This is a genomic window from Pokkaliibacter sp. CJK22405, from assembly GCF_046614695.1.
GTDB lineage: Bacteria > Pseudomonadota > Gammaproteobacteria > Pseudomonadales > Balneatricaceae > Pokkaliibacter.
In genome coordinates this window covers 162,451-180,921 of the sequence record NZ_JBKKHQ010000008.1, presented here as the reverse complement: position 1 = coordinate 180,921, position 18,471 = coordinate 162,451, and the positions used below count along the sequence as shown (strand labels likewise).

13 protein-coding genes are annotated in these 18,471 nt (G+C 52.6%); 6 read left to right on the top strand and 7 right to left on the bottom strand.

The window, feature by feature from the left end; all coding sequences use genetic code 11:
* The first annotated feature begins 95 nt into the window (after positions 1-95).
* A complete protein-coding gene (locus tag ACKC9G_RS05340) occupies positions 96-1,388 on the top strand; it encodes a hypothetical protein (RefSeq protein ID WP_411403901.1) in 1,293 nt (430 codons plus the stop codon).
* 86 nt (positions 1,389-1,474) lie between these two features.
* Here the strand turns inward: ACKC9G_RS05340 and mntR are convergent, their stop codons facing one another.
* Both mntR and ACKC9G_RS05330 read right to left on the bottom strand, forming a co-directional pair.
* Entirely contained in the window at positions 1,475-1,900 is a 426-nt protein-coding gene (gene mntR, locus ACKC9G_RS05335) for a manganese-binding transcriptional regulator MntR (RefSeq protein WP_411403900.1), read from the bottom strand.
* 121 nt (positions 1,901-2,021) lie between these two features.
* Positions 2,022-3,299, bottom strand: a complete 1,278-nt coding sequence (locus tag ACKC9G_RS05330; protein ID WP_411403899.1) for an Nramp family divalent metal transporter — start codon at positions 3,297-3,299, stop codon at positions 2,022-2,024.
* A 229-nt stretch (positions 3,300-3,528) separates the two neighbouring features.
* On the opposite strand from ACKC9G_RS05330, the gene ACKC9G_RS05325 reads away from it, so the two are divergent.
* Together ACKC9G_RS05325 and tdh are read left to right on the top strand one after the other, a co-directional pair.
* Positions 3,529-4,719, top strand: a complete 1,191-nt coding sequence (locus ACKC9G_RS05325) for a glycine C-acetyltransferase (protein ID WP_411403898.1) — start codon at positions 3,529-3,531, stop codon at positions 4,717-4,719.
* Between the two features lie 89 nt (positions 4,720-4,808).
* Entirely contained in the window at positions 4,809-5,834 is a 1,026-nt protein-coding gene (gene tdh, locus ACKC9G_RS05320; protein ID WP_411403915.1) for an L-threonine 3-dehydrogenase, read from the top strand.
* Positions 5,835-5,873: 39 nt separating this feature from the next.
* On the opposite strand, the gene ACKC9G_RS05315 is transcribed toward tdh, so the two are convergent.
* From ACKC9G_RS05315 to pdhR, 4 genes are all read right to left on the bottom strand, one after another.
* Positions 5,874-7,271, bottom strand: a complete 1,398-nt coding sequence (locus ACKC9G_RS05315) for a PLP-dependent aminotransferase family protein (protein ID WP_411403897.1) — start codon at positions 7,269-7,271, stop codon at positions 5,874-5,876.
* A 73-nt stretch (positions 7,272-7,344) separates the two neighbouring features.
* Complete coding sequence (aceF, locus tag ACKC9G_RS05310) at positions 7,345-9,309, bottom strand: dihydrolipoyllysine-residue acetyltransferase (RefSeq protein ID WP_411403896.1); 1,965 nt, start codon at positions 9,307-9,309, stop codon at positions 7,345-7,347.
* 30 nt (positions 9,310-9,339) lie between these two features.
* Positions 9,340-12,045 carry a pyruvate dehydrogenase (acetyl-transferring), homodimeric type gene (gene aceE, locus ACKC9G_RS05305; RefSeq protein ID WP_411403895.1) on the bottom strand — a complete coding sequence of 902 codons (2,706 nt, stop codon included), beginning with the start codon at positions 12,043-12,045 and terminating at the stop codon, positions 9,340-9,342.
* Between the two features lie 179 nt (positions 12,046-12,224).
* Complete coding sequence (gene pdhR / locus ACKC9G_RS05300; RefSeq protein ID WP_411403894.1) at positions 12,225-12,992, bottom strand: pyruvate dehydrogenase complex transcriptional repressor PdhR; 768 nt, start codon at positions 12,990-12,992, stop codon at positions 12,225-12,227.
* A 441-nt stretch (positions 12,993-13,433) separates the two neighbouring features.
* On the opposite strand from pdhR, the gene ACKC9G_RS05295 reads away from it, so the two are divergent.
* The 3 genes from ACKC9G_RS05295 to ACKC9G_RS05285 all read left to right on the top strand — a co-directional run bounded on the left by ACKC9G_RS05295 (position 13,434) and on the right by ACKC9G_RS05285 (position 17,879).
* Entirely contained in the window at positions 13,434-16,286 is a 2,853-nt protein-coding gene (locus ACKC9G_RS05295) for an FAD-binding and (Fe-S)-binding domain-containing protein (protein ID WP_411403893.1), read from the top strand.
* 98 nt (positions 16,287-16,384) lie between these two features.
* Entirely contained in the window at positions 16,385-17,257 is an 873-nt protein-coding gene (locus ACKC9G_RS05290; RefSeq protein ID WP_411403892.1) for an AEC family transporter, read from the top strand.
* A gap of 118 nt (positions 17,258-17,375) precedes the next feature.
* Positions 17,376-17,879, top strand: coding sequence for a hypothetical protein (locus ACKC9G_RS05285; RefSeq protein WP_411403891.1), 504 nt, complete (start codon positions 17,376-17,378; stop codon positions 17,877-17,879).
* Here the strand turns inward: ACKC9G_RS05285 and ampD are convergent.
* On the bottom strand, positions 17,858-18,412 hold the full coding sequence (gene ampD / locus ACKC9G_RS05280) for a 1,6-anhydro-N-acetylmuramyl-L-alanine amidase AmpD (protein ID WP_411403890.1): 555 nt from the start codon (positions 18,410-18,412) through the stop codon (positions 17,858-17,860). The genes ACKC9G_RS05285 and ampD overlap by 22 nt on opposite strands.
* Positions 18,413-18,471 lie beyond the last annotated feature (59 nt).

Sequence of the window (18,471 nt, the reverse complement as noted above, 5' to 3'; positions counted from 1 at the left end):
CCGAACCTTAACAAAGCCCTTCGCCTCGTTCTGTTGCCCGTGATTAAATGCTATTGCCTATCCATCCGGCTTTTGCCAACTCCGACTGAATGACCATGCAAACTTCCAATATCCTTACATGGCTACGCACTCATCGGGCCACAGTCGCAGGTTCTTGCCTGCTGGCCATGCTCATCAGCTTTCTGTTGTCGCAGATTACCCCGATTAGCACGCTGCCTTCTACTCTGTTTGCATGGCTGGCGTTTATTTTCTTCTGGCCCGCATTACCTCGAATCAACAAGCAGCAAAGCCTCGCCTTGATGAGCGTCGGCCTGATTGGCGCAGCCGTCGCGCATTTTCGGGGAGATAACATCCCACTGAGCACACTCTTGGGAAATTACCTGTCACTGATCTCTATGCTTACAGCGGTCAGCTTTTTGAAAATGATGGCCTCAGGCAATCAGGAAAGCCTGCCACGGGGAAAAAAGGGGATTGTTTCAACCCTCGCCGCCAGCCACTTACTTGGCGCGGTACTCAATCTCTCTATTCTGGTGATTATGGGCGACCGCCTGGCCAGACAGGGAAAAATCACTCTGCGGCAAGGAACTCTGATTGGCCGCGGTTTTACTTTTGCAGCGCTCTGGTCACCGTTTTTTGTCGCCATGAACGTCTCTTTGCTTGCCTCACCCGGCATGACCTTTATTCATATTTTGCCCGTTGGCCTAACCATAGCGCTCATCGCTCTTGTTGCCAGCACCTGGAGAATGAACCGTCAGTGGCAGGATATCGAAGGCTACCCTCTGGACCTTAAAACACTGCTACTCCCCGTTGGCCTCGCGATCATCGTGATCACCTGCCATGAGTTTTTTCCGCAGGTATCTGTCACGCTGGTGATTACTCTGGTCGCCCCCATAACCGCCCTGCTCTTTTTGGGGTTAAGACAGCCCAGCAGTGTTCCTCAAAAACTTGAACAACACGTCAGCCAGAGTCTTGGCAGAATGGGCGGGGAAGTGGCTCTGTTTCTGGCGGCGGGGGTGCTCAGTAGTGGGCTAATGGTGATGGTGAAAGCGCTGGATTACAGCCTGCCCATACATCATTTTGGTGCCCTGCAGGCCTGTATTTTATTGGTCGTCATGATTCTGCTGGCTTGGACTGGCATTCACGCCATGATCAGCGTCGCAGTCAGCAGTCCGCTTTTATTACCGATGCACCCCAACCCTGACATGCTCGGTTTTATGTATCTGAGTGCCTGGGCACTTGGCTCTGGCTCAAGCCCGTTGTCCGGAATGAACCTGATGCTCGGTTTACGCTTTCAGATACCGGCGAAGGGACTATGGCGTAATCAGGCCCCCTTCGTCATGGCAATACTGCCGGTGCTCTGGGCCGCGCTGTTCTATCTGGATTATTGATTACCCGGAAGAAAAATTTTCCAGAGCACAAAAACACCAAAGGCAGGGATTACCTGCCTTTTCTCGTTAATTCACAGTCCTTGTGGTTAATCAGACTGCTGTTGATGCTCCACCAGAAAGCGGCGCATGGCAGCTACCGTCTCATCACTGCAGTGATGCTCAATCCCCTCTGAGTCAGCCACTGCAACATGCTCTGGAACGCCCAAAGCCAGTAGTGCGTTAAGCACCACCTGATGGCGCTCGGCCACTTTTTCTGCCAGAGTCTGACCTTCATCCGTCAGGAAAATGCCACGATAGGGTCGGGCTTCCACAAGACCTTCGGTACGAAGCCGGGTAATTACCTTCGAGACAGCCGCCGTACTGACTCCCAAACGCTCAGCCAGATCGCTTGCCCTCGCCTCACCGTGTTCGGCACGCAACACAGCAATTTCTTCCACGTAATCTTCGATCAGCTCACGTTGATGATCCTGTCGAGTCCGCTCGAAAGAGGTGTGGCGTTTAATCTCTACCATCGGAAAGGATCCTTACTGCCCGGCACTGATAAAGTGACCATCTTAGCATCAAATCCGGGCCACTAAAGCGACAGTTGCCTGATCCCAGTCATTCTTTAGTGTTGCCTGATAACCACAACTGTCAGGTCAGTTCAAAGACCAGCACATAGAGGTTAAGGGCAATAATGATAGCCGCCACCAGCGCTCCGACCCAGTTCACCCATGGACGATTGACCAGATTCCCCATCAACTGCTTGTTGGCGGTAAAGAACAACAAAGGAACCAGCGCAAAGGGAATACCAAAACTCAGCACTACCTGACTTGCCACCAGCACCTGCTGCTCCGGCAGACCCATCAAGATGACAGCAATGGCTGGTACCATAGTAATCAGGCGGCGCAGCCACAAGGGAATCGTAAAGTGTACGAAGCCCTGCATAACCACCTGACCCGACATGGTACCGACAATGGAGGATGACAGACCGGCCATCAGCAAGGTGAAGCCAAAGATAATACTCGCCGCATCATGCCCCATGAGTGGAGACAGCAGACGATAGCTCTCAGTAATAGAGGCAACAGATGTCTCGCCGTTACCGTTAAAGACTGAGGCCGCAAGAATCAGCATCGCCATATTGATCAATCCCGCGAGCGCCATTCCGATAATCACATCAAGTCGATAAAAACGCATGATACGGGCGCGGTCTTTGTCTTCTCGCACCTTGATACGGTTCTGTGACAGCGCTGAATGCAGATAGATCACATGGGGCATCACCGTCGCGCCCAAAATACCTGCGGCAAGGAAGATCGCGTAACCATCGGCAAAACCGGGCACCAGCAGGCCGTAAATAATGGGTTCTGCCGGGGGACGATCCAGCACGATCTGGGTCAGAAAACCAAACGACACAGCCAGTATCATGGCGCCGATCAGCATCTCCATCATGCGAAAACCGTAGCGCTGCATGTAGAGCACCACATAGGTGATGACCCCGGTCAGCAACGCCCCTTCAAGCATCGACATCCCGAACAGTAGATTGAAAGCAAGCGCGGCCCCCAGAAACTCGGCCAGATCAGTCGCTATAGCCACTATCTCTGCCTGAATCCAGAGAAACCAGACCACCGGCCGCGGATAACGCTCACGCATGACCTCCGCCAGATTTTTGCCGGTCGCCAGGCCCAGTCGCGCGGACAGGGTCTGAATCAGCATCGCCATCAGGTTAGCCCAGAGCACAACCCACAAAAGGGCATATCCGTATCGGGAACCCGCTTCAATGTTGGTCGCAAAGTTACCCGGATCGATATAAGCCACGGCAGCAATCAGGGCAGGACCAAAAAACGGCAAAAATCGTTTTAAACCACGACCTTGCTGTCCGGAAAGCACCTGATCCGCCTGATTCTGAACATTTTGATCGGAGAGGACGTACATCCTTAACCTCACTTCATAAAATCAACCATGGTTAACAAAGTAAGCATTAGTTAGCAAAAACTCAATCATTCGACTGATTGAACTTTCTCAGTGGGTTGATAGGAAATACCTATAGGCAGGGGAAAGCCGTGAAACTGCTATGGTTTAATTAAACAAAACTGCATCTACACGACAGCAGATCAAATATCTACAGTGAAGGCATGACTCAATCAGCATCAGGGGTTCGGCCATGAGCAGCACATTTTATGATCGCGTACAGAGCACTCTTACAGAAATTCGCGATGCAGGACTTTACAAGGACGAGCGTCCTATCAGCAGCCCACAAAGCGCGCACATCATTACCCGTAATGGTGATGAGGTTATTAACCTCTGCGCCAATAACTATCTCGGTCTTGCAGACCATCCCAAGCTGGTAACCGCCGCCAAGCAGGCACTGGATATCCATGGTTTCGGTATGGCCTCAGTCCGCTTCATCTGTGGCACTCACGATCTTCACAAAACCCTTGAGCAACGTATCAGCCAGCTGCTTTGCACTGAAGATACGATCCTCTACTCCTCCTGTTTTGATGCCAATGGCGGCCTGTTTGAAACCCTGCTTGGCCCCGAAGATGCCATCATTTCAGACAGTCTGAACCACGCCAGCATTATTGACGGCGTGCGCCTGTGCAAAGCACAGCGCTATCGTTACCAGAATAACGACATGGCGGACCTTGAGTCCCAGCTTGAACAGGCAAAGTCGTCTCGCACGATTCTGATTGCCACCGATGGTGTCTTCTCCATGGACGGCTCCATCGCCAATCTGCAGGCCGTGTGTGATCTGGCGGAGCGCTACGGTGCATTGGTCATGGTGGATGACTCCCATGCCGTTGGCTTTATGGGAGAAAACGGACGCGGCACCCATGAGCATTGTGGCGTTATTGACCATGTGGACATTCTGACCGGCACCCTGGGCAAGGCACTGGGCGGCGCATCAGGTGGTTATATCAGCGGCAAAAAACCTGTTATCGATTTGCTGCGTCAGCGCTCGCGCCCCTACCTGTTCTCGAACAGCCTGGCTCCTATGATCACCGCAGCTTCCATTGCCGCTATTGACCTTCTGACCGAGTCTGGCGACTTGCTCAAAAAGCTCAAACACAACAGTCAGTACTTCCGTGAAAAAATGACCGCTGCGGGCTTTAACCTCCTGCCCGGCGAACACCCCATTGTGCCAGTGATGCTGGGTGATGCCCGTCTGGCGCAGGAGATGGCCGCGATGATGCTGGATGAAGGCATTTATGTGACCGGTTTTTCCTACCCGGTCGTACCTCAAGGGCAGGCGCGGATTCGAACCCAGATGTCTGCAGCCCTGAGTCAGTCAGATCTGGATACAGCCATCAGCGCCTTCATCAAAGTCGGAAAAGCCTTGCAAATTATTGACTGATTTCGACCGATTGCACTTGCTGCAAGGTCAGGATATAACCACGTTTAACTGCACGCTCGCAGTACAAGCTGTAACCCTAGGAGCCTATGATGCGTACCCTGGCAAAACTTCACTCGGCGAAAGGCCTTTGGGCTCATGAAGCGCCGGTCCCTGAATACGGCAATAACGACCTTCTTATTCGCATCCGCAAAACCGCTATTTGTGGTACTGACATGCACATCTGGAACTGGGATGAGTGGGCACAAAAGACCATTCCTGTGCCGATGCATGTAGGGCATGAATATGTCGGTGAAGTTGCTGCGATGGGCGCCGATGTTCAGGGTTTTGCTATTGGAGATCGTGTTTCAGGTGAAGGCCACATCACCTGTGGCCATTGTCGTAACTGCCGTGCCGGAAAACAACACTTGTGTCGTGAAACCCTGGGTGTCGGTGTAAACCGTCCCGGCGCTTTTGCCGATTATCTGGTGCTGCCTGCCGTTAATGCCTTCAAGCTGCCGGCGAACATTCCGGATGATATTGCCTCCATTCTGGATCCCTTTGGCAATGCCGCCCATACCGCTCTGTCGTTTGATTTGGTCGGCGAAGATGTACTCATCACTGGCGCTGGTCCCATTGGCATTATGGCCGCTGCGATCTGCCGCCATGTGGGCGCTCGTCACGTGGTGATTACGGATGTGAATGAGTACCGCCTGAAACTGGCAGAACAGATGGGCGCTACACGCGCAATCAATGTTGCTGAGACTTCCATTAAGGATGTGATGAAGTCACTCGGCATGACGGAAGGTTTTGATATTGGCTTGGAAATGTCCGGCGTTCCTGCCGCATTTAATGACATGCTCAAAAGTATGAACCATGGCGGTAAAATCGCGATGCTCGGTATTCCGTCCAAAGAAATGGCTATCGACTGGAGTCAGGTCATTTTCAAGGGACTGATCATTAAGGGCATCTATGGTCGCGAAATGTTCGAGACCTGGTACAAGATGGTCGCCATGCTCCAGAGCGGGCTGGATCTCTCCCCTCTCATTACTCATCACTTTAAAGTCGAAGAGTTCGAGCAGGGCTTCGAGGCCATGAATACCGGGCAGACCGGCAAGGTGATTCTCGACTGGACCTGAGGTCTTAGCCTCAGCGTTCCCATTCCAGACCGGTTCTCATCAGCCGGTCTGGCTTTCCTCAAAAGTACGCAACCAGGCAACCAGACGAGGCCAATCCGGCGCCTCCACTGCCGTACTAATACGAATACAATGCCGATACTGCTCTGAGGTGGAAAACAAACTGCCAGGCATAATGCTAACACCGCGATCCAGCAACCATTCATGCAGCTGAAGGGCATCGACTCCTTCACCCAATGCAAGCCACAACAAAAAACCACCTTGCGGCATCACATAGCGCCAGTGAGCCAGACCCTGGCTCTGCAAACACTGACACAAGTCCGCCAACTGCTGCCGATAACGCCGCCTCACTCGCTGGATATGACGCTGGTATTCCAGACCTTGCATAAACGTAGCCACGACCTGCTGGGACAGCGCATGGCTGGCCATTGTAGTGACCGTTAATAACTGCTGCACCTGCTGATGGTAGCGACCCGCAGCAATCCATCCCACACGAAATCCTGGCGCGAAGGTTTTGGAAACAGCAGAGCAATACAACACTCTGCCAGACGTATCCCAGGCTTTGAGAGGTACCGGCACCCGACGCCCATGAGTCAGCTCCGCATAGGTGTCATCCTCAATCACTGGTAAGTCATAGTCCTGAGTCACTGACAGTAATTGCTGTTTGGCTGGTTCCGGCATCAGGCTGCCGGTAGGGTTGGAAAAGTTGGGTGACACGACGAGCGCCTTGATCGGCCACTGCCTGAGTGCCTCCGCCAAGGCTTCAGGATTCATCCCACTAGCCAGATCACAGGGAATCTCCAAAGCCTTTAGCCCCAGAGCCTCCAGTAACTGCAGAAGTCCGTGATAAGCGGGAGATTCGATGGCAACCAGATCTCCGGGATTAACCACGGATTGAAGCGCCAGACTGAGCGCCTCCTGACAGCCCTGGGTCAATGAAAGCTCGCTCGCTTCGAGCTTTATACCCTGCTGGCTTAATTTGAGTGCCAGCATCTGGCGCAAGACCAGACTTCCTGGCGCGAAAGCATAGGCAGTCATCAGCTCAGGATTCTCACGTAAGCAGCGATGAGTGACTCGGCGCAAAATATCCACTGGCAGAAACCCTGCCTCAGGGACTGCCGCGCCAAGATGCATCACATCCGGCTCACGGGATTGGTGCAATACCCTGCTGATCAACGCATGCCGGGTAACCTCGACGGGAGCAGAGATGGTGGTTATCCGAGCCGCAGACTGAGACTCATAGCGCACGTAAAAGCCACTTTTAGGCCGAGCCTCAATCAAACCCTGCGCCTCTAACAGGCTTAATGCCATCATGGCTGTGCTCTGGCTCACGCCCCACTCTTTATGCAAACGACGGATGGACGGCACTCGCTGCCCCGTGGTTAACACACCCTGACGTATTTGCTGGCCCAGTTGTTCGGCAATCTGCTGATACAGCATGTCGATTCCTGCGTAATGAAAAAAGGCCACTCAAATGAGTGGCCTTCAAGGGTACCAGTGCGTTAGCTGCTAATTACAGCAGCATACGACGAACTTCACTCAACAGCTGAGTGATGTAAGTCAGGAAGCGACCTGCATCACCACCATTGATTGCACGGTGGTCGTATGACAGACACAGCGGCAGCATGGTGCGAGGCTCGAATTCCTTGCCATTCCAGTGCGGCTTAACGTCGGCACGGGAGATACCAAGGATGGCAACTTCAGGAGTATTAACGATTGGCGTAAAGCCAGTACCGCCGATACCACCCAGGCTGGAGACTGTGAAGCAGGCTCCCTGCATTTCTGCTGGCTTGAGTTTCTTCTCCTGAGCCTTCTTGGCCAGCTCATTCGCTTCACGCGACAGCTCATACAAGCTCTTCTTGTCAGCATCACGGATAACAGGAACTACCAAACCGTTCGGCGTATCCACTGCCATACCGATGTTCACATATTTCTTGTAGACAATATGCTCACCGTCCGCATGCAAGGACGCATTGAACTTCTGGAACTTGCTCAGTGCCATCGCACATGCCTTCAAAATGAAGGGCAGCGGAGTCAGCTTAACGCCTTCTTTTTCCGCTTCTGCTTTAACCGCTTTACGGAAGGCTTCCAGCTCAGTGATATCCGCATCATCAAATTGAGTCACATGCGGGACGTTCAGCCAGGCGCGACTCATGTTGAATGCCGTGACCTTATGAATCTTGGTCATTGGCTGGATATCAACTTCGCCCCACTGGCTAAAGTCGATCTCAGGTACCTTAGGAATTCCAGCTCCGGCCACAGCAGAAGCCGCAGGTGCTGCCGCAGGCGCCGCTTTGGCTCCTGACATGACCTGCTTAACGTAGGCCTGAATGTCTTCTTTCAGGATACGACCACGAGGACCCGTCGGGGTCACCAGGTTCAGGTCTACCCCAAACTCACGGGCCAACATACGCACAGCGGGGCCAGCGTGAACATTCTTGCCTGCAGTACCCGTCGCTTGCGCTGCTGGTTCAGCCTTAGCAGCAGCGGGAGCCGCCGCTTTAGGCGTCTCTGCCTTTGAGGCCGCGGGCTGACTTGCTGGCTGAGCTGCAGGCGCGGGTGCTGCTGCACCTTCCACTTCCAGCTCAAGAATGAAGTCACCTTCAGAGACCTTGGAGCCTTCCTTGAGTGCTACGGACTTAACCTTGCCAGACTTCGGCGCAGGCACTTCCATAGAGGCTTTATCTGTTTCCAGAACGATCAGTGAATCGCCTTCGCTGATGCTGTCGCCTGCTTTAACACAGACTTCAATAACATCAACATCAGTCGCACCACCGATGTCAGGCACATTGATCTTCTCCACACCGCCTGCAACAGGCGCTGGAGCGGCCGCTTTAGGCGCCTCTTCCGCTTTGGAAGGTGCTTCAGCCCCAGACTCAACAGGCGTAGGCTCGCTTGGGCCAGCAGCAACGGACAGCTCAAGGATGACATCACCCTCGGATACCTTGCCGCCTTCCTTAACGATCAGGCGCTTAACAACACCACCTTTGGGTGCAGGAACCTCCATGGAGGCCTTGTCAGTTTCAAGCACGATCAGGGAGTCACCTTCGGCAACCTCCTGGCCTTCCTTGACAACAACTTCAATCACATCGACATCAGTTGCACCACCGATATCAGGAACCTTCACTTCCTCAACACCGCCAGCAGAAGCGGCAGGTGCCGCTTTCTGTGGTGCAGGAGCAGCTTCCTGCTTGGGTTCTTCTTTCGCTGGCGCAGGGGCAGGCGCTTCCTCAGAAGCACCACCACCGACTTCAAGCTCAAGAACCGCAACACCTTCAGAAGCCTTATCGCCTTCTTTGATGATGATGGATTTTACAGTACCGCCTTTAGGAGCAGGCACTTCCATGGAGGCTTTATCCGTTTCCAGAACGATTAAGGAATCACCTTCGGAAATGGTATCGCCTACACTGACGCACACTTCAATGACGTCTGCTTCACCGCCACCGATATCTGGCACGTTGATAGTTTCAGTACTCATTCGTCACCTCTTAATCCGTTAATGACTCGATCAAACGTTCAGGGGGTTTGGCTTGTCTGGGTTGATACCAAACAGTTTGATCGCGCGAGTCACTTCGCTTGCTTCGATCTTGCCTTCTTCAGCCAGTGCTTTCAGTGCAGCAACAGCAACGAAGTGGCGGTCAACCTCGAAGAAGTGACGCAGTTTCTTACGGGTATCGCTTCGGCCGAAGCCGTCAGTGCCCAGCACCTTGAAGCGGTGAGGTACGAATTCACGCAGCTGGTCAGAGTAAAGCTTCATGTAGTCAGTAGAAGCAATAACAGGCGCATTGAACTTGCTCAGGCATTCAGTCACGTAAGGTACGCGCGGTTCTGCTTCAGGATGCAGCAGGTTATAACGCTGGCAATCCAGAGCTTCACGGCGCAGCTCATTCATGGAGGTTGCACTCCAGATATGAGAGTCAACGTTGAAATGCTCTTTCAGCAGTTTCGCACCCTCGCGAACTTCGTTCAGGATGGTACCAGAACCCATCAGCTGAACAGTCAGCTCAGAGGCAGGGTTGCCCTGTTCCAGCAGATACATACCTTTGATGATGCCTTCTTCAGCATCAGCAGGCATATCAGGATGCTGATAGTTCTCGTTCATCGTGGTGATGTAGTAGAACTTGCTTTCCTTCTCACGGTACATGCGGCGGATACCGTCCTGAATGATGACCGCCAGCTCATAGCTGTAAGTAGGGTCATAAGTCACACAGTTCGGGATGGTGCTGGCAACGATATGGCTATGGCCATCTTCATGCTGCAGACCTTCACCGTTCAGCGTAGTACGGCCAGAAGTAGCACCGATCAAGAAGCCGCGCGCCTGCATGTCGCCAGCTGCCCACGCCAAGTCACCGATACGCTGGAAACCGAACATGGAGTAGTACACGTAGAACGGGATCAGTGCATAGTTGTTGTTGGCGTAGGAAGTCGCACAAGCAATCCACGCAGACATGGCGCCCGGCTCGTTGATACCTTCTTCCAGAATCTGACCGTCTTTGGACTCTTTGTAGTACATGATCTGGTCACGATCATGGGGGGTATATCGCTGTCCGGCGGAGCTGTAGATACCCAGCTGACGGAACATACCTTCCATACCAAAGGTACGGGCTTCATCAGGAACGATTGGCACGATACGTGGGCCGATGTTCTTGTCCTTGACGATGGTCGACAGGATACGAACAAACGCCATGGTGCTGGAAATCTCACGATCACCTGTACCCTTGAGCTGGCTCTTCAGAGAATCCAGATCCGGGGTTTCCAGTGCCTCAAAATCACTGCGACGTACAGGGTACATGCCACCCAGTGCCTTACGACGGTCAAACATGTACTTCAGTTCAGGACTGTCTGGCGCAGGACGATAGTAAGGGATGGACTCAAGCTGCTCATCATCCAGAGGAATATTGAAGCGATCACGGAAGGCCTTCAGGTCGTCCATTTTCACTTTTTTCATGGAGTGAGTGTCGTTCTTGGCTTCACCGGAAGTACCGGTACCGTAACCTTTTACGGTCTGCGCCAGAATGACAGTTGGCTGTCCTTTGTGATTAACCGCTTCGTGATACGCCGCGTAAACCTTGTAAGGATCGTGACCACCACGGTTCAGGTTCATGATGTCCTGATCGCTCAGATCAGAAACCATGTCCTTCAAATCAGGATACTTGCCGAAGAAGTGCTCACGGGTGTAGGCACCACCATTGGCTTTGTAGTTCTGCAGCTCGCCGTCGACCACTTCGTCCATACGCTGTTGCAACAGACCCTGCTCATCACGCTCAAGCAGCGGATCCCAATGGCGGCCCCAAAGTACTTTGATAACGTTCCAGCCAGCACCACGGAAGATGCCTTCCAGTTCCTGAACGATTTTACCGTTACCACGAACAGGACCATCCAGACGCTGCAAGTTACAGTTGATCACGAAGATAAGGTTGTCGAGCTTCTCACGGCCCGCCAGAGAAATGGCGCCAAGGCTTTCTGGCTCATCACATTCACCATCGCCCATGAAACACCAAACCTTACGGTCGCCACGCTGCACCAGTTCACGCGCATCCAGATAGCGCATGATGTGCGCCTGATAAATCGCCTGGATAGGACCAAGGCCCATGGAAACGGTCGGGAACTGCCAGAAATCAGGCATCAACCAGGGGTGGGGATACGAAGACAAGCCATTGCCATCGACTTCACGACGGAAGTTATCCAGCTGCTGCTCTGACAGTCGGCCTTCCAGATAGGCACGGGCGTAAATACCAGGGGAAATGTGGCCCTGGAAGAACACCATATCCGCTTCCTGATCGCCTTCAGGTCCACGGAAGAAGTAGTTGAAGCCCACATCGTAAAGGGTGGCAGAGGAAGAGAATGAAGAGATGTGACCGCCAAGTCCCTCATCATTGTCGTTTGCACGCATAACCATCGCCAGAGCATTCCAGCGGATCAGCGAGCGAATACGGCGCTCCATGAACAAATCACCCGGCATGCGGGCTTCGTCCTTGGGCTTGATAGTGTTGACATAGGGAGTGTTGAGGCTGGTGAAATTATCTACACCCAGGTCACGAGCATGGTTGCCCAGACGACGCAGGATATATCCAGCACGGTCATCACCTTCGTTTTTCGCCACCGACTCAAGGGCGTCTAGCCATTCCTGAGTTTCGATAGGATCCTTATCTTCGATAATGTCTTGCACTATGAATTCCCCACATTGAAAATTCTTTTTATGTACCCTGCTCATGTATTTTTGCTACACAAGCCACCTCCTGTTGTGCATTGCAACAGGGTTGTTATGACAAATTTTGTAGTAATACTACAAAACCGAATGGGATAAATCTACTTGGCCCAATGCCTGCATAATGCGTATGTCGTGGTTTTTACACCTCGAACCGGACAAATAAGCCATGGCATCCATTCGTGTTACTGCTCTAAAAGCTGCTGACGACGCAACGATCGCTGCAGCCTGGTTTTTTCTTTACTGACTTCCATGAGTACTTCCTCCACATAGGCAAAGTGCTCATGGGCACAATCTCTGGCCGCTTCAGGCTCACCTTCACAAATGGCATTCAATAGACGCTGATGTTGCAGGCTAAGCTGCTGACGATGCACTGTCTTGGAATACATCTGACTCAGATTGCCAAACACATTGTCTTTCAGCAGCTCCAGCAACGAGCGCATCGAATGAAGCAGAACAATATTATGTGAAGCTTCGGCAATCGCCAGGTGGAAGGCTAAATCAGCAGCCACCTCTTTTTCGAAATCCCGTCGTTCATGGTACAGCTTAAGTTGCTCATGACACTTGCGAAGGTTATCCCGGTCAGCTTCGGTACCACGAAGCGCTGCGTAATAGGCGCAGACGCCTTCAAGAGCATGACGAAATTCAAGCAAATCATATTGAGCTTCTGGGTGTTGGGAGAACAACTGCAGTAGTGGATCAGAGAATGAAGTACCGATCCGTTCAACGACATAGGTTCCGCCACCCTGGCGACTACTTAACAAGCCCTTAGCGATGAGCTTTTGCACGGCCTCCCGAATGGAAGGACGAGATACTGAAAATCGTTCGGCCATCTCCCGTTCAGGCAACAGGCGCTGACCGGGTTTGAGAGAGCCTTCCATAATCATGGCTTCGAGTTTCTCCATGATCACATCTGAAAGCTTGGCAGTTCTGACTCTTTCCAACGTTACCACCACCTTGTGGCAGTTAAATAACAACCATCATATGTATGAGCAGGAAGCCTGAAACCCAAGGGAATAGAGGTTCTCTCCTGGCTTGACAAAGCATCTTCTGACCCGGGCACCTTTCGCCAAAGGGCTTTAGTGCCGGACAACAACATAGCAACAGACAGGGAGTGGCGCAAATCAGGACAACTCAGCAAAACAATTTACATTGATAAAACAGATAGTTAGCAATTTTTAACGTCAGATCGGCCATCCTATCCTGTTTTCACGGCTTTACCTATCCCCGACCTCGTGCCATTCGACTAATTGACAGCCTTCAAAGAGCCCACCTAGAGTAATAGTACTATTTTGGTCATTTGGTAATACCAATTCAGAGTGGTTGACCGAAGCAGTATCTACAAGCCTTGCTCACTACTGATCACCTATCTGAATACTGAGACTTTTAGTTTGATGGCTCCTGACTACACCGCCTTTATTGAAGATGCCAAATCTCTGCTGCCAGTATCGGCAGTTATCACCTCTCCATTAAAGCTGCTTGCCTACGGCACGGATGCAAGTTTTTACCGGCTGGTGCCCAAAGTCGTCCTGAGGCCTGACACTCTTGAGCAGATCAAGGCGCTCCTCGCCTCAGCCAGAAGACATCGCACTCCGGTGACTTTCAGAACTGCCGGCACCAGCCTCTCCGGCCAGGCAATTACTGACAGCGTGCTAATTCAGCTAGCGGGAGCGTTTCGTAATCACCGCATTATTGATCATGGACAGCGAATAGCACTTGAGCCCGGAGTCATTGGAGCCCATGCCAACCGCTATCTTGCTCCTTTTGGACGAAAGATTGGTCCGGACCCGGCGTCTATTAATGCCGCGATGATTGGAGGCATTGCCGCTAACAATTCCAGTGGGATGTGTTGTGGCACGGCAGGCAACTCCTATTACACCCTGAGTGCCATGAAGCTGATTCTGGCTGATGGCACTTACGTGGATACCGACAACTCAGAGAGCATCGCCATATTTCGCGATGAAAAATCCGAGTTACTGACACAGTTATCAGCCCTTGCTGATCAGGTTAAGGACAACCCTGAGCTCTGTAACAGAATCCGTCACAAGTATCGTCTCAAGAACACCACCGGCTATGCGTTGAACGCTCTCATCGATTTCAGCGATCCGCTGGATATTCTTCAACACCTGATGATTGGCTCAGAAGGCACGTTGGGTTTTCTGGGGGAGATTACCTATAACACCCTTCCGGAGCCGAGCTTCAAGGCAACATCGCTGATGTTTTTTGAGTCGATGGAGCTTGCCTGTGCTGCCATACCAACGCTCAAAATGTGCAATGTTGCTGCAGCCGAGCTGATGGACTGGCGCAGTCTCAAGAGTGTTGCGGACTATCCTTCCATTGCATCGACACTTAAACACCTGCCCAATCACTCTGCCGCCTTGCTGGTCGACGTTCGTGGTCAGGATCAAGCCTCACTGGATCAGCAAATTGCTACCGTACAGCAGCACTTTATTGAGCAAGGGTTAGAGACACTGCGCCCGCTGGATTTCAGCCAGGACAGTCAGACCATCAGCCAGCTGTGGAATATTCGCAAAGGGCTCTTCCCGGCTGTCGGCGCGGTTCGCCCGACCGGAACAACCGTCATTATTGAAGATGTCGCTTTCCCGACAGAACGCTTGGCAGATGCCGTCGCCGATCTGCATCAGCTTTTTCAACATTGGGCCTATAACGAAGCCATCATTTTTGGCCATGCACTGGACGGGAATCTGCACTTCGTTTTCACTCAGCGATTTGATGACGAGCAAGCCGTTGCACGCTATGAAGGGCTAATGAAAGATCTGGCTGGCCTCGTTATTGGTGAGTATCAGGGCTCCCTGAAAGCGGAACATGGCACCGGTCGTAATATGGCCCCCTTTGTCGAACAGGAATGGGGAAGCGATGCCTATGCACTGATGTGGTCGATTAAAGCCTTGCTTGACCCGGACAACCTGCTAAACCCGGGGGTCATTCTCAATAAAGACCCTGAGGCCCACCTGAAAGATCTGAAGGTCCTGCCTGCGACTCATCCCTTAGTCGATACCTGCATCGAATGTGGTTTCTGTGAGCCTGCCTGCCCCTCAAGGCAGCTTACTCTGACGCCCCGCCAGCGTATCGTTGCCCAGAGGGAAATTGCCCGACTTGAAGCGGAGGGAGACTATCCCGCTCACGATGCCATGGCGGCGGAATACGAATACCTGGGTAACGATACCTGTGCCGCCTGCGGACTGTGCTCGACCCTTTGTCCGGTCGGCATTAATACAGGGGACATGACACGAAACCTGCGCTCGGAGCACAACCGCTCCTGGCGAGGTACCGCTGAATGGGTGGCGGAACACTTCAAACTCACCAGCGAAGGATTTCGCATCGGCTTAAAGCTCAGCGGCAGTGCCAGTAAAATTTTTGGCGTGCCTTTTATGCAGCGTGCCACACGCTGGGGACGCAAACTGAGCGGAAACCGTATCATGCAGTGGACGCCAGCCATGCCCACAGCGGCGGTGTTTGAAGAGCCACAACTCCTCAGTATTCAGGAGCAAACACTGCCGCAGCCAAGAGTCGTCTACATGCCAAGTTGCGTCTCGCGCACCATGGGACCTGCACAACAGACGCAGGATAAGCGCGCCCTCCCCGAAGTCACCCTGTCCGTGCTTCGCAAGGCCGGGTTTCAGGTCGTTATTCCTGAGCAAATCGAAGGTCTTTGTTGCGGGATGCCCTTTCAAAGCAAGGGCTTTTTCGATCAGGCACAGGAAAAGCAGCAAGAAACCCTGGATGCCCTGGCCAAAGCCTCGGAAAATGGCCATTGGCCTATCATTACCGACACCTCCCCCTGTACCGCGAGGCTAAAAGAGCAAAGCGAAATCAGTGTTCGCATTGAAGACACCTGCAGCTTCCTTGTGCGTGAAGTACTACCACGACTCAACATTACACCCAGCGACACCAGCGTGATGTTGCATATTCCTTGTAGCACTGCACGCCTGGGTGAGCAGGCATCAATCCGCACCCTCGCCAACAGTGTTTCAACCAATGTTATTGAGCCTGAACACATTACCTGCTGCGGTTTTGCCGGGGATAAAGGATTTACTGAGCCCGAACTGAACGCCTCGGCGCTGGCACCGCTAAAAGCTCAGGTGCCGTCGCACTGTCACGAAGGTATTTCACTGAGCCGCACCTGCGAGATTGGCCTTTCCCATCACAGCGGCATCGAATACCACTCGATCCTTTATCTGTTGGATCGTTGCAGCAGTGCTAAAACAAGCGTCAATGCAGCCTGAAGTAATCACTGCATTTTCCTCAAGCACCTTTTAATCAGCCAAGTGCAGGGAAGCGCATTCGCGAACTTAAGACCTGCCCCAAGGAGCGCAGACGCCCGATGTTTGAGCGTATTTTTTTAACGGTTTTCCCCGTCGTTGCTATCGTTTTTATTGGAGCGATTTACGGCAAGATTCGCCGTCCTGACATTCGAGTCGCCAACCAGATCAACATGGAGCTTTTCGTCCCGGCGCTGCTTATCAGCGTTTTGGCGGGCAAGGATTTTCAACTCACTGACTACGGGCAACTGGCCTGGATGTCTGCCGCAGTGGTATTAGGCAGCGGCTTGCTGCTGCTACCTCTTTGTCTCTGGAGGGGGATTTCCTGGAAAACCTTTCTGCCACCCATGATGTTTAACAACACCGGCAATATGGGCATTCCTCTCCTGGTGTTCGCCTTTGGAGATCAGGCACTACCCGCAGCTGTTGTTCTTTTTATCGTGGAGATGCTGCTGCATTTCACACTGGGCATTTACATGCTGTCCCCTCGCACCCCACCACTTACGCTTTTGAAAATGCCAATCACGCTGGCGACCTTGGTGGGGCTGGTATTCTCACTCGCGGGCGGTCATTTGCCAGCCTGGCTGAACCAGCCGCTGGATATGCTAGGACAGATTTCTATCCCACTGATGCTTTTCACACTCGGGATCCGGCTGACTCACGTTAATCTTCGCGACTGGCATCTGGGGGTTCTGGGCGCACTGGCCTGCCCTGCTGTGGGGCTGATTGTTGCGCTCGCCGTGCAATGGATCAGCCCATTGCCTGCGGATCAGTGGGCATACCTGATCATCTTCGCCGCCCTGCCACCTGCTGTATTGAATTACATGCTGGCTGAGCAATTTCAGCAGGAACCCGCACAGGTCGCGTCGATCGTGATGCTGGGTAATATTGCCAGTCTGGTGATTATTCCTTTGGCACTTTGGCTGGCGTTGTAATGAAGCTATCACTTTTTAAACAGACAACAGGCGAATAACCCTACAAAACATCAATTGATAATAATTCTCAATTGCATTAGTGTTTTTTAAGAATCAACACTATGCAGGAGGGAGCGCCATGACAACCCGGGCAGATGCAGGGATCTATGCCTATCACATTCAGCTGGCAGAGGAGACCTTTCTTAACGCCAGATTCCGTGATGCTCGCCTGCACAGCTTTATCGCCTATGAAGCCGCTGTAACGCTATTTGATTTACTGCCTTGCCATTGCACGCCAGAGGAAGTGCCCGCGGCGCTGCTCCGGGCAACCAAAGCCGTAAGCCGTAGTTGCAAGATTATTGAAGACTGGCAAACCGAGCAGGATTACTGCCTTAACAGCCATGACCTGCTAATGGCTGCCAGCATTAACTTCAGCCAGAGCGAAAGTTTTCGCAGGGCCTGCTATGAAGCATTGCCACAGAGTCTGGATCAGGTTGAAGACGCACTGGATCAGCCCACAGACTTGAGTGTACTGATTGCTGTTCGTGAGCAAACCGCGCTGACTCTTCGCTATTTTGCTCCAGAAGCCAGACAACAGGAGAGTAAGCAGGAAAGGCAATCTCAACTGAGGCGCTGGAAGTAGCGCTGCCAGTCAAAGCAGGGGCCGGGGTCCGTTTTCCGTCCGGGAGCAATATCACTGTGACCGGTGATACGCTCCTGGGTAATCGCAGGATAGCGTGCCTGAATAGCACGAGTCAGACTCTCAAGGGCAAGATACTGCGGGTCGGTAAATGGCAAGGCGTCAGTGCCTTCAAGCTCAATGCCTATGGAAAAGTCGTTACAGCCTTCCCGCCCGTCGAAACGTGACACGCCCGCGTGCCAGGCACGCTTATCGCAGGGCACATATTGGATTACCTGCCCATTACGTCGAATCAAAAAGTGGGCAGCCACCTTAAGGTGCGCGATGTCTGCAAAAAACGGATGTTCCTTGGCATCCAGCGTATTCGTGAAAAGCTGGGTGATGTGCTCGCTGCCAAAGCGACCTGGCGGCAAACTGATATTGTGAATGACCAGAACATCGACCAACCCTGCAGTTCCCTCTGGGCGCTCATTATGATTCGGAGAGGGAATCTTTTGCGCACCACTCCACCATCCCTGTTCATCAAATTGATGCATTTTCACCGCCATTGCCTTGCAGTTTCTGCAAAGTCTCTAAGACATTCGTCTGGGTTTTA

Coding starts and splice junctions, on each gene's coding strand:
- ACKC9G_RS05325 (WP_411403898.1), top strand. CDS start 3,529: ATGAGCAGCACATTTTATGATCGCGTACAGAGCACTCTTACAGAAATT.
- ACKC9G_RS05330 (WP_411403899.1), bottom strand. CDS start 3,299: ATGTACGTCCTCTCCGATCAAAATGTTCAGAATCAGGCGGATCAGGTG.
- ACKC9G_RS05290 (WP_411403892.1), top strand. CDS start 16,385: ATGTTTGAGCGTATTTTTTTAACGGTTTTCCCCGTCGTTGCTATCGTT.
- mntR (WP_411403900.1), bottom strand. CDS start 1,900: ATGGTAGAGATTAAACGCCACACCTCTTTCGAGCGGACTCGACAGGAT.
- ACKC9G_RS05295 (WP_411403893.1), top strand. CDS start 13,434: ATGGCTCCTGACTACACCGCCTTTATTGAAGATGCCAAATCTCTGCTG.
- ACKC9G_RS05285 (WP_411403891.1), top strand. CDS start 17,376: ATGACAACCCGGGCAGATGCAGGGATCTATGCCTATCACATTCAGCTG.
- ACKC9G_RS05340 (WP_411403901.1), top strand. CDS start 96: ATGCAAACTTCCAATATCCTTACATGGCTACGCACTCATCGGGCCACA.
- ampD (WP_411403890.1), bottom strand. CDS start 18,412: ATGCATCAATTTGATGAACAGGGATGGTGGAGTGGTGCGCAAAAGATT.
- tdh (WP_411403915.1), top strand. CDS start 4,809: ATGCGTACCCTGGCAAAACTTCACTCGGCGAAAGGCCTTTGGGCTCAT.
- aceF (WP_411403896.1), bottom strand. CDS start 9,309: ATGAGTACTGAAACTATCAACGTGCCAGATATCGGTGGCGGTGAAGCA.
- aceE (WP_411403895.1), bottom strand. CDS start 12,045: ATGAGCAGGGTACATAAAAAGAATTTTCAATGTGGGGAATTCATAGTG.
- ACKC9G_RS05315 (WP_411403897.1), bottom strand. CDS start 7,271: ATGCTGTATCAGCAGATTGCCGAACAACTGGGCCAGCAAATACGTCAG.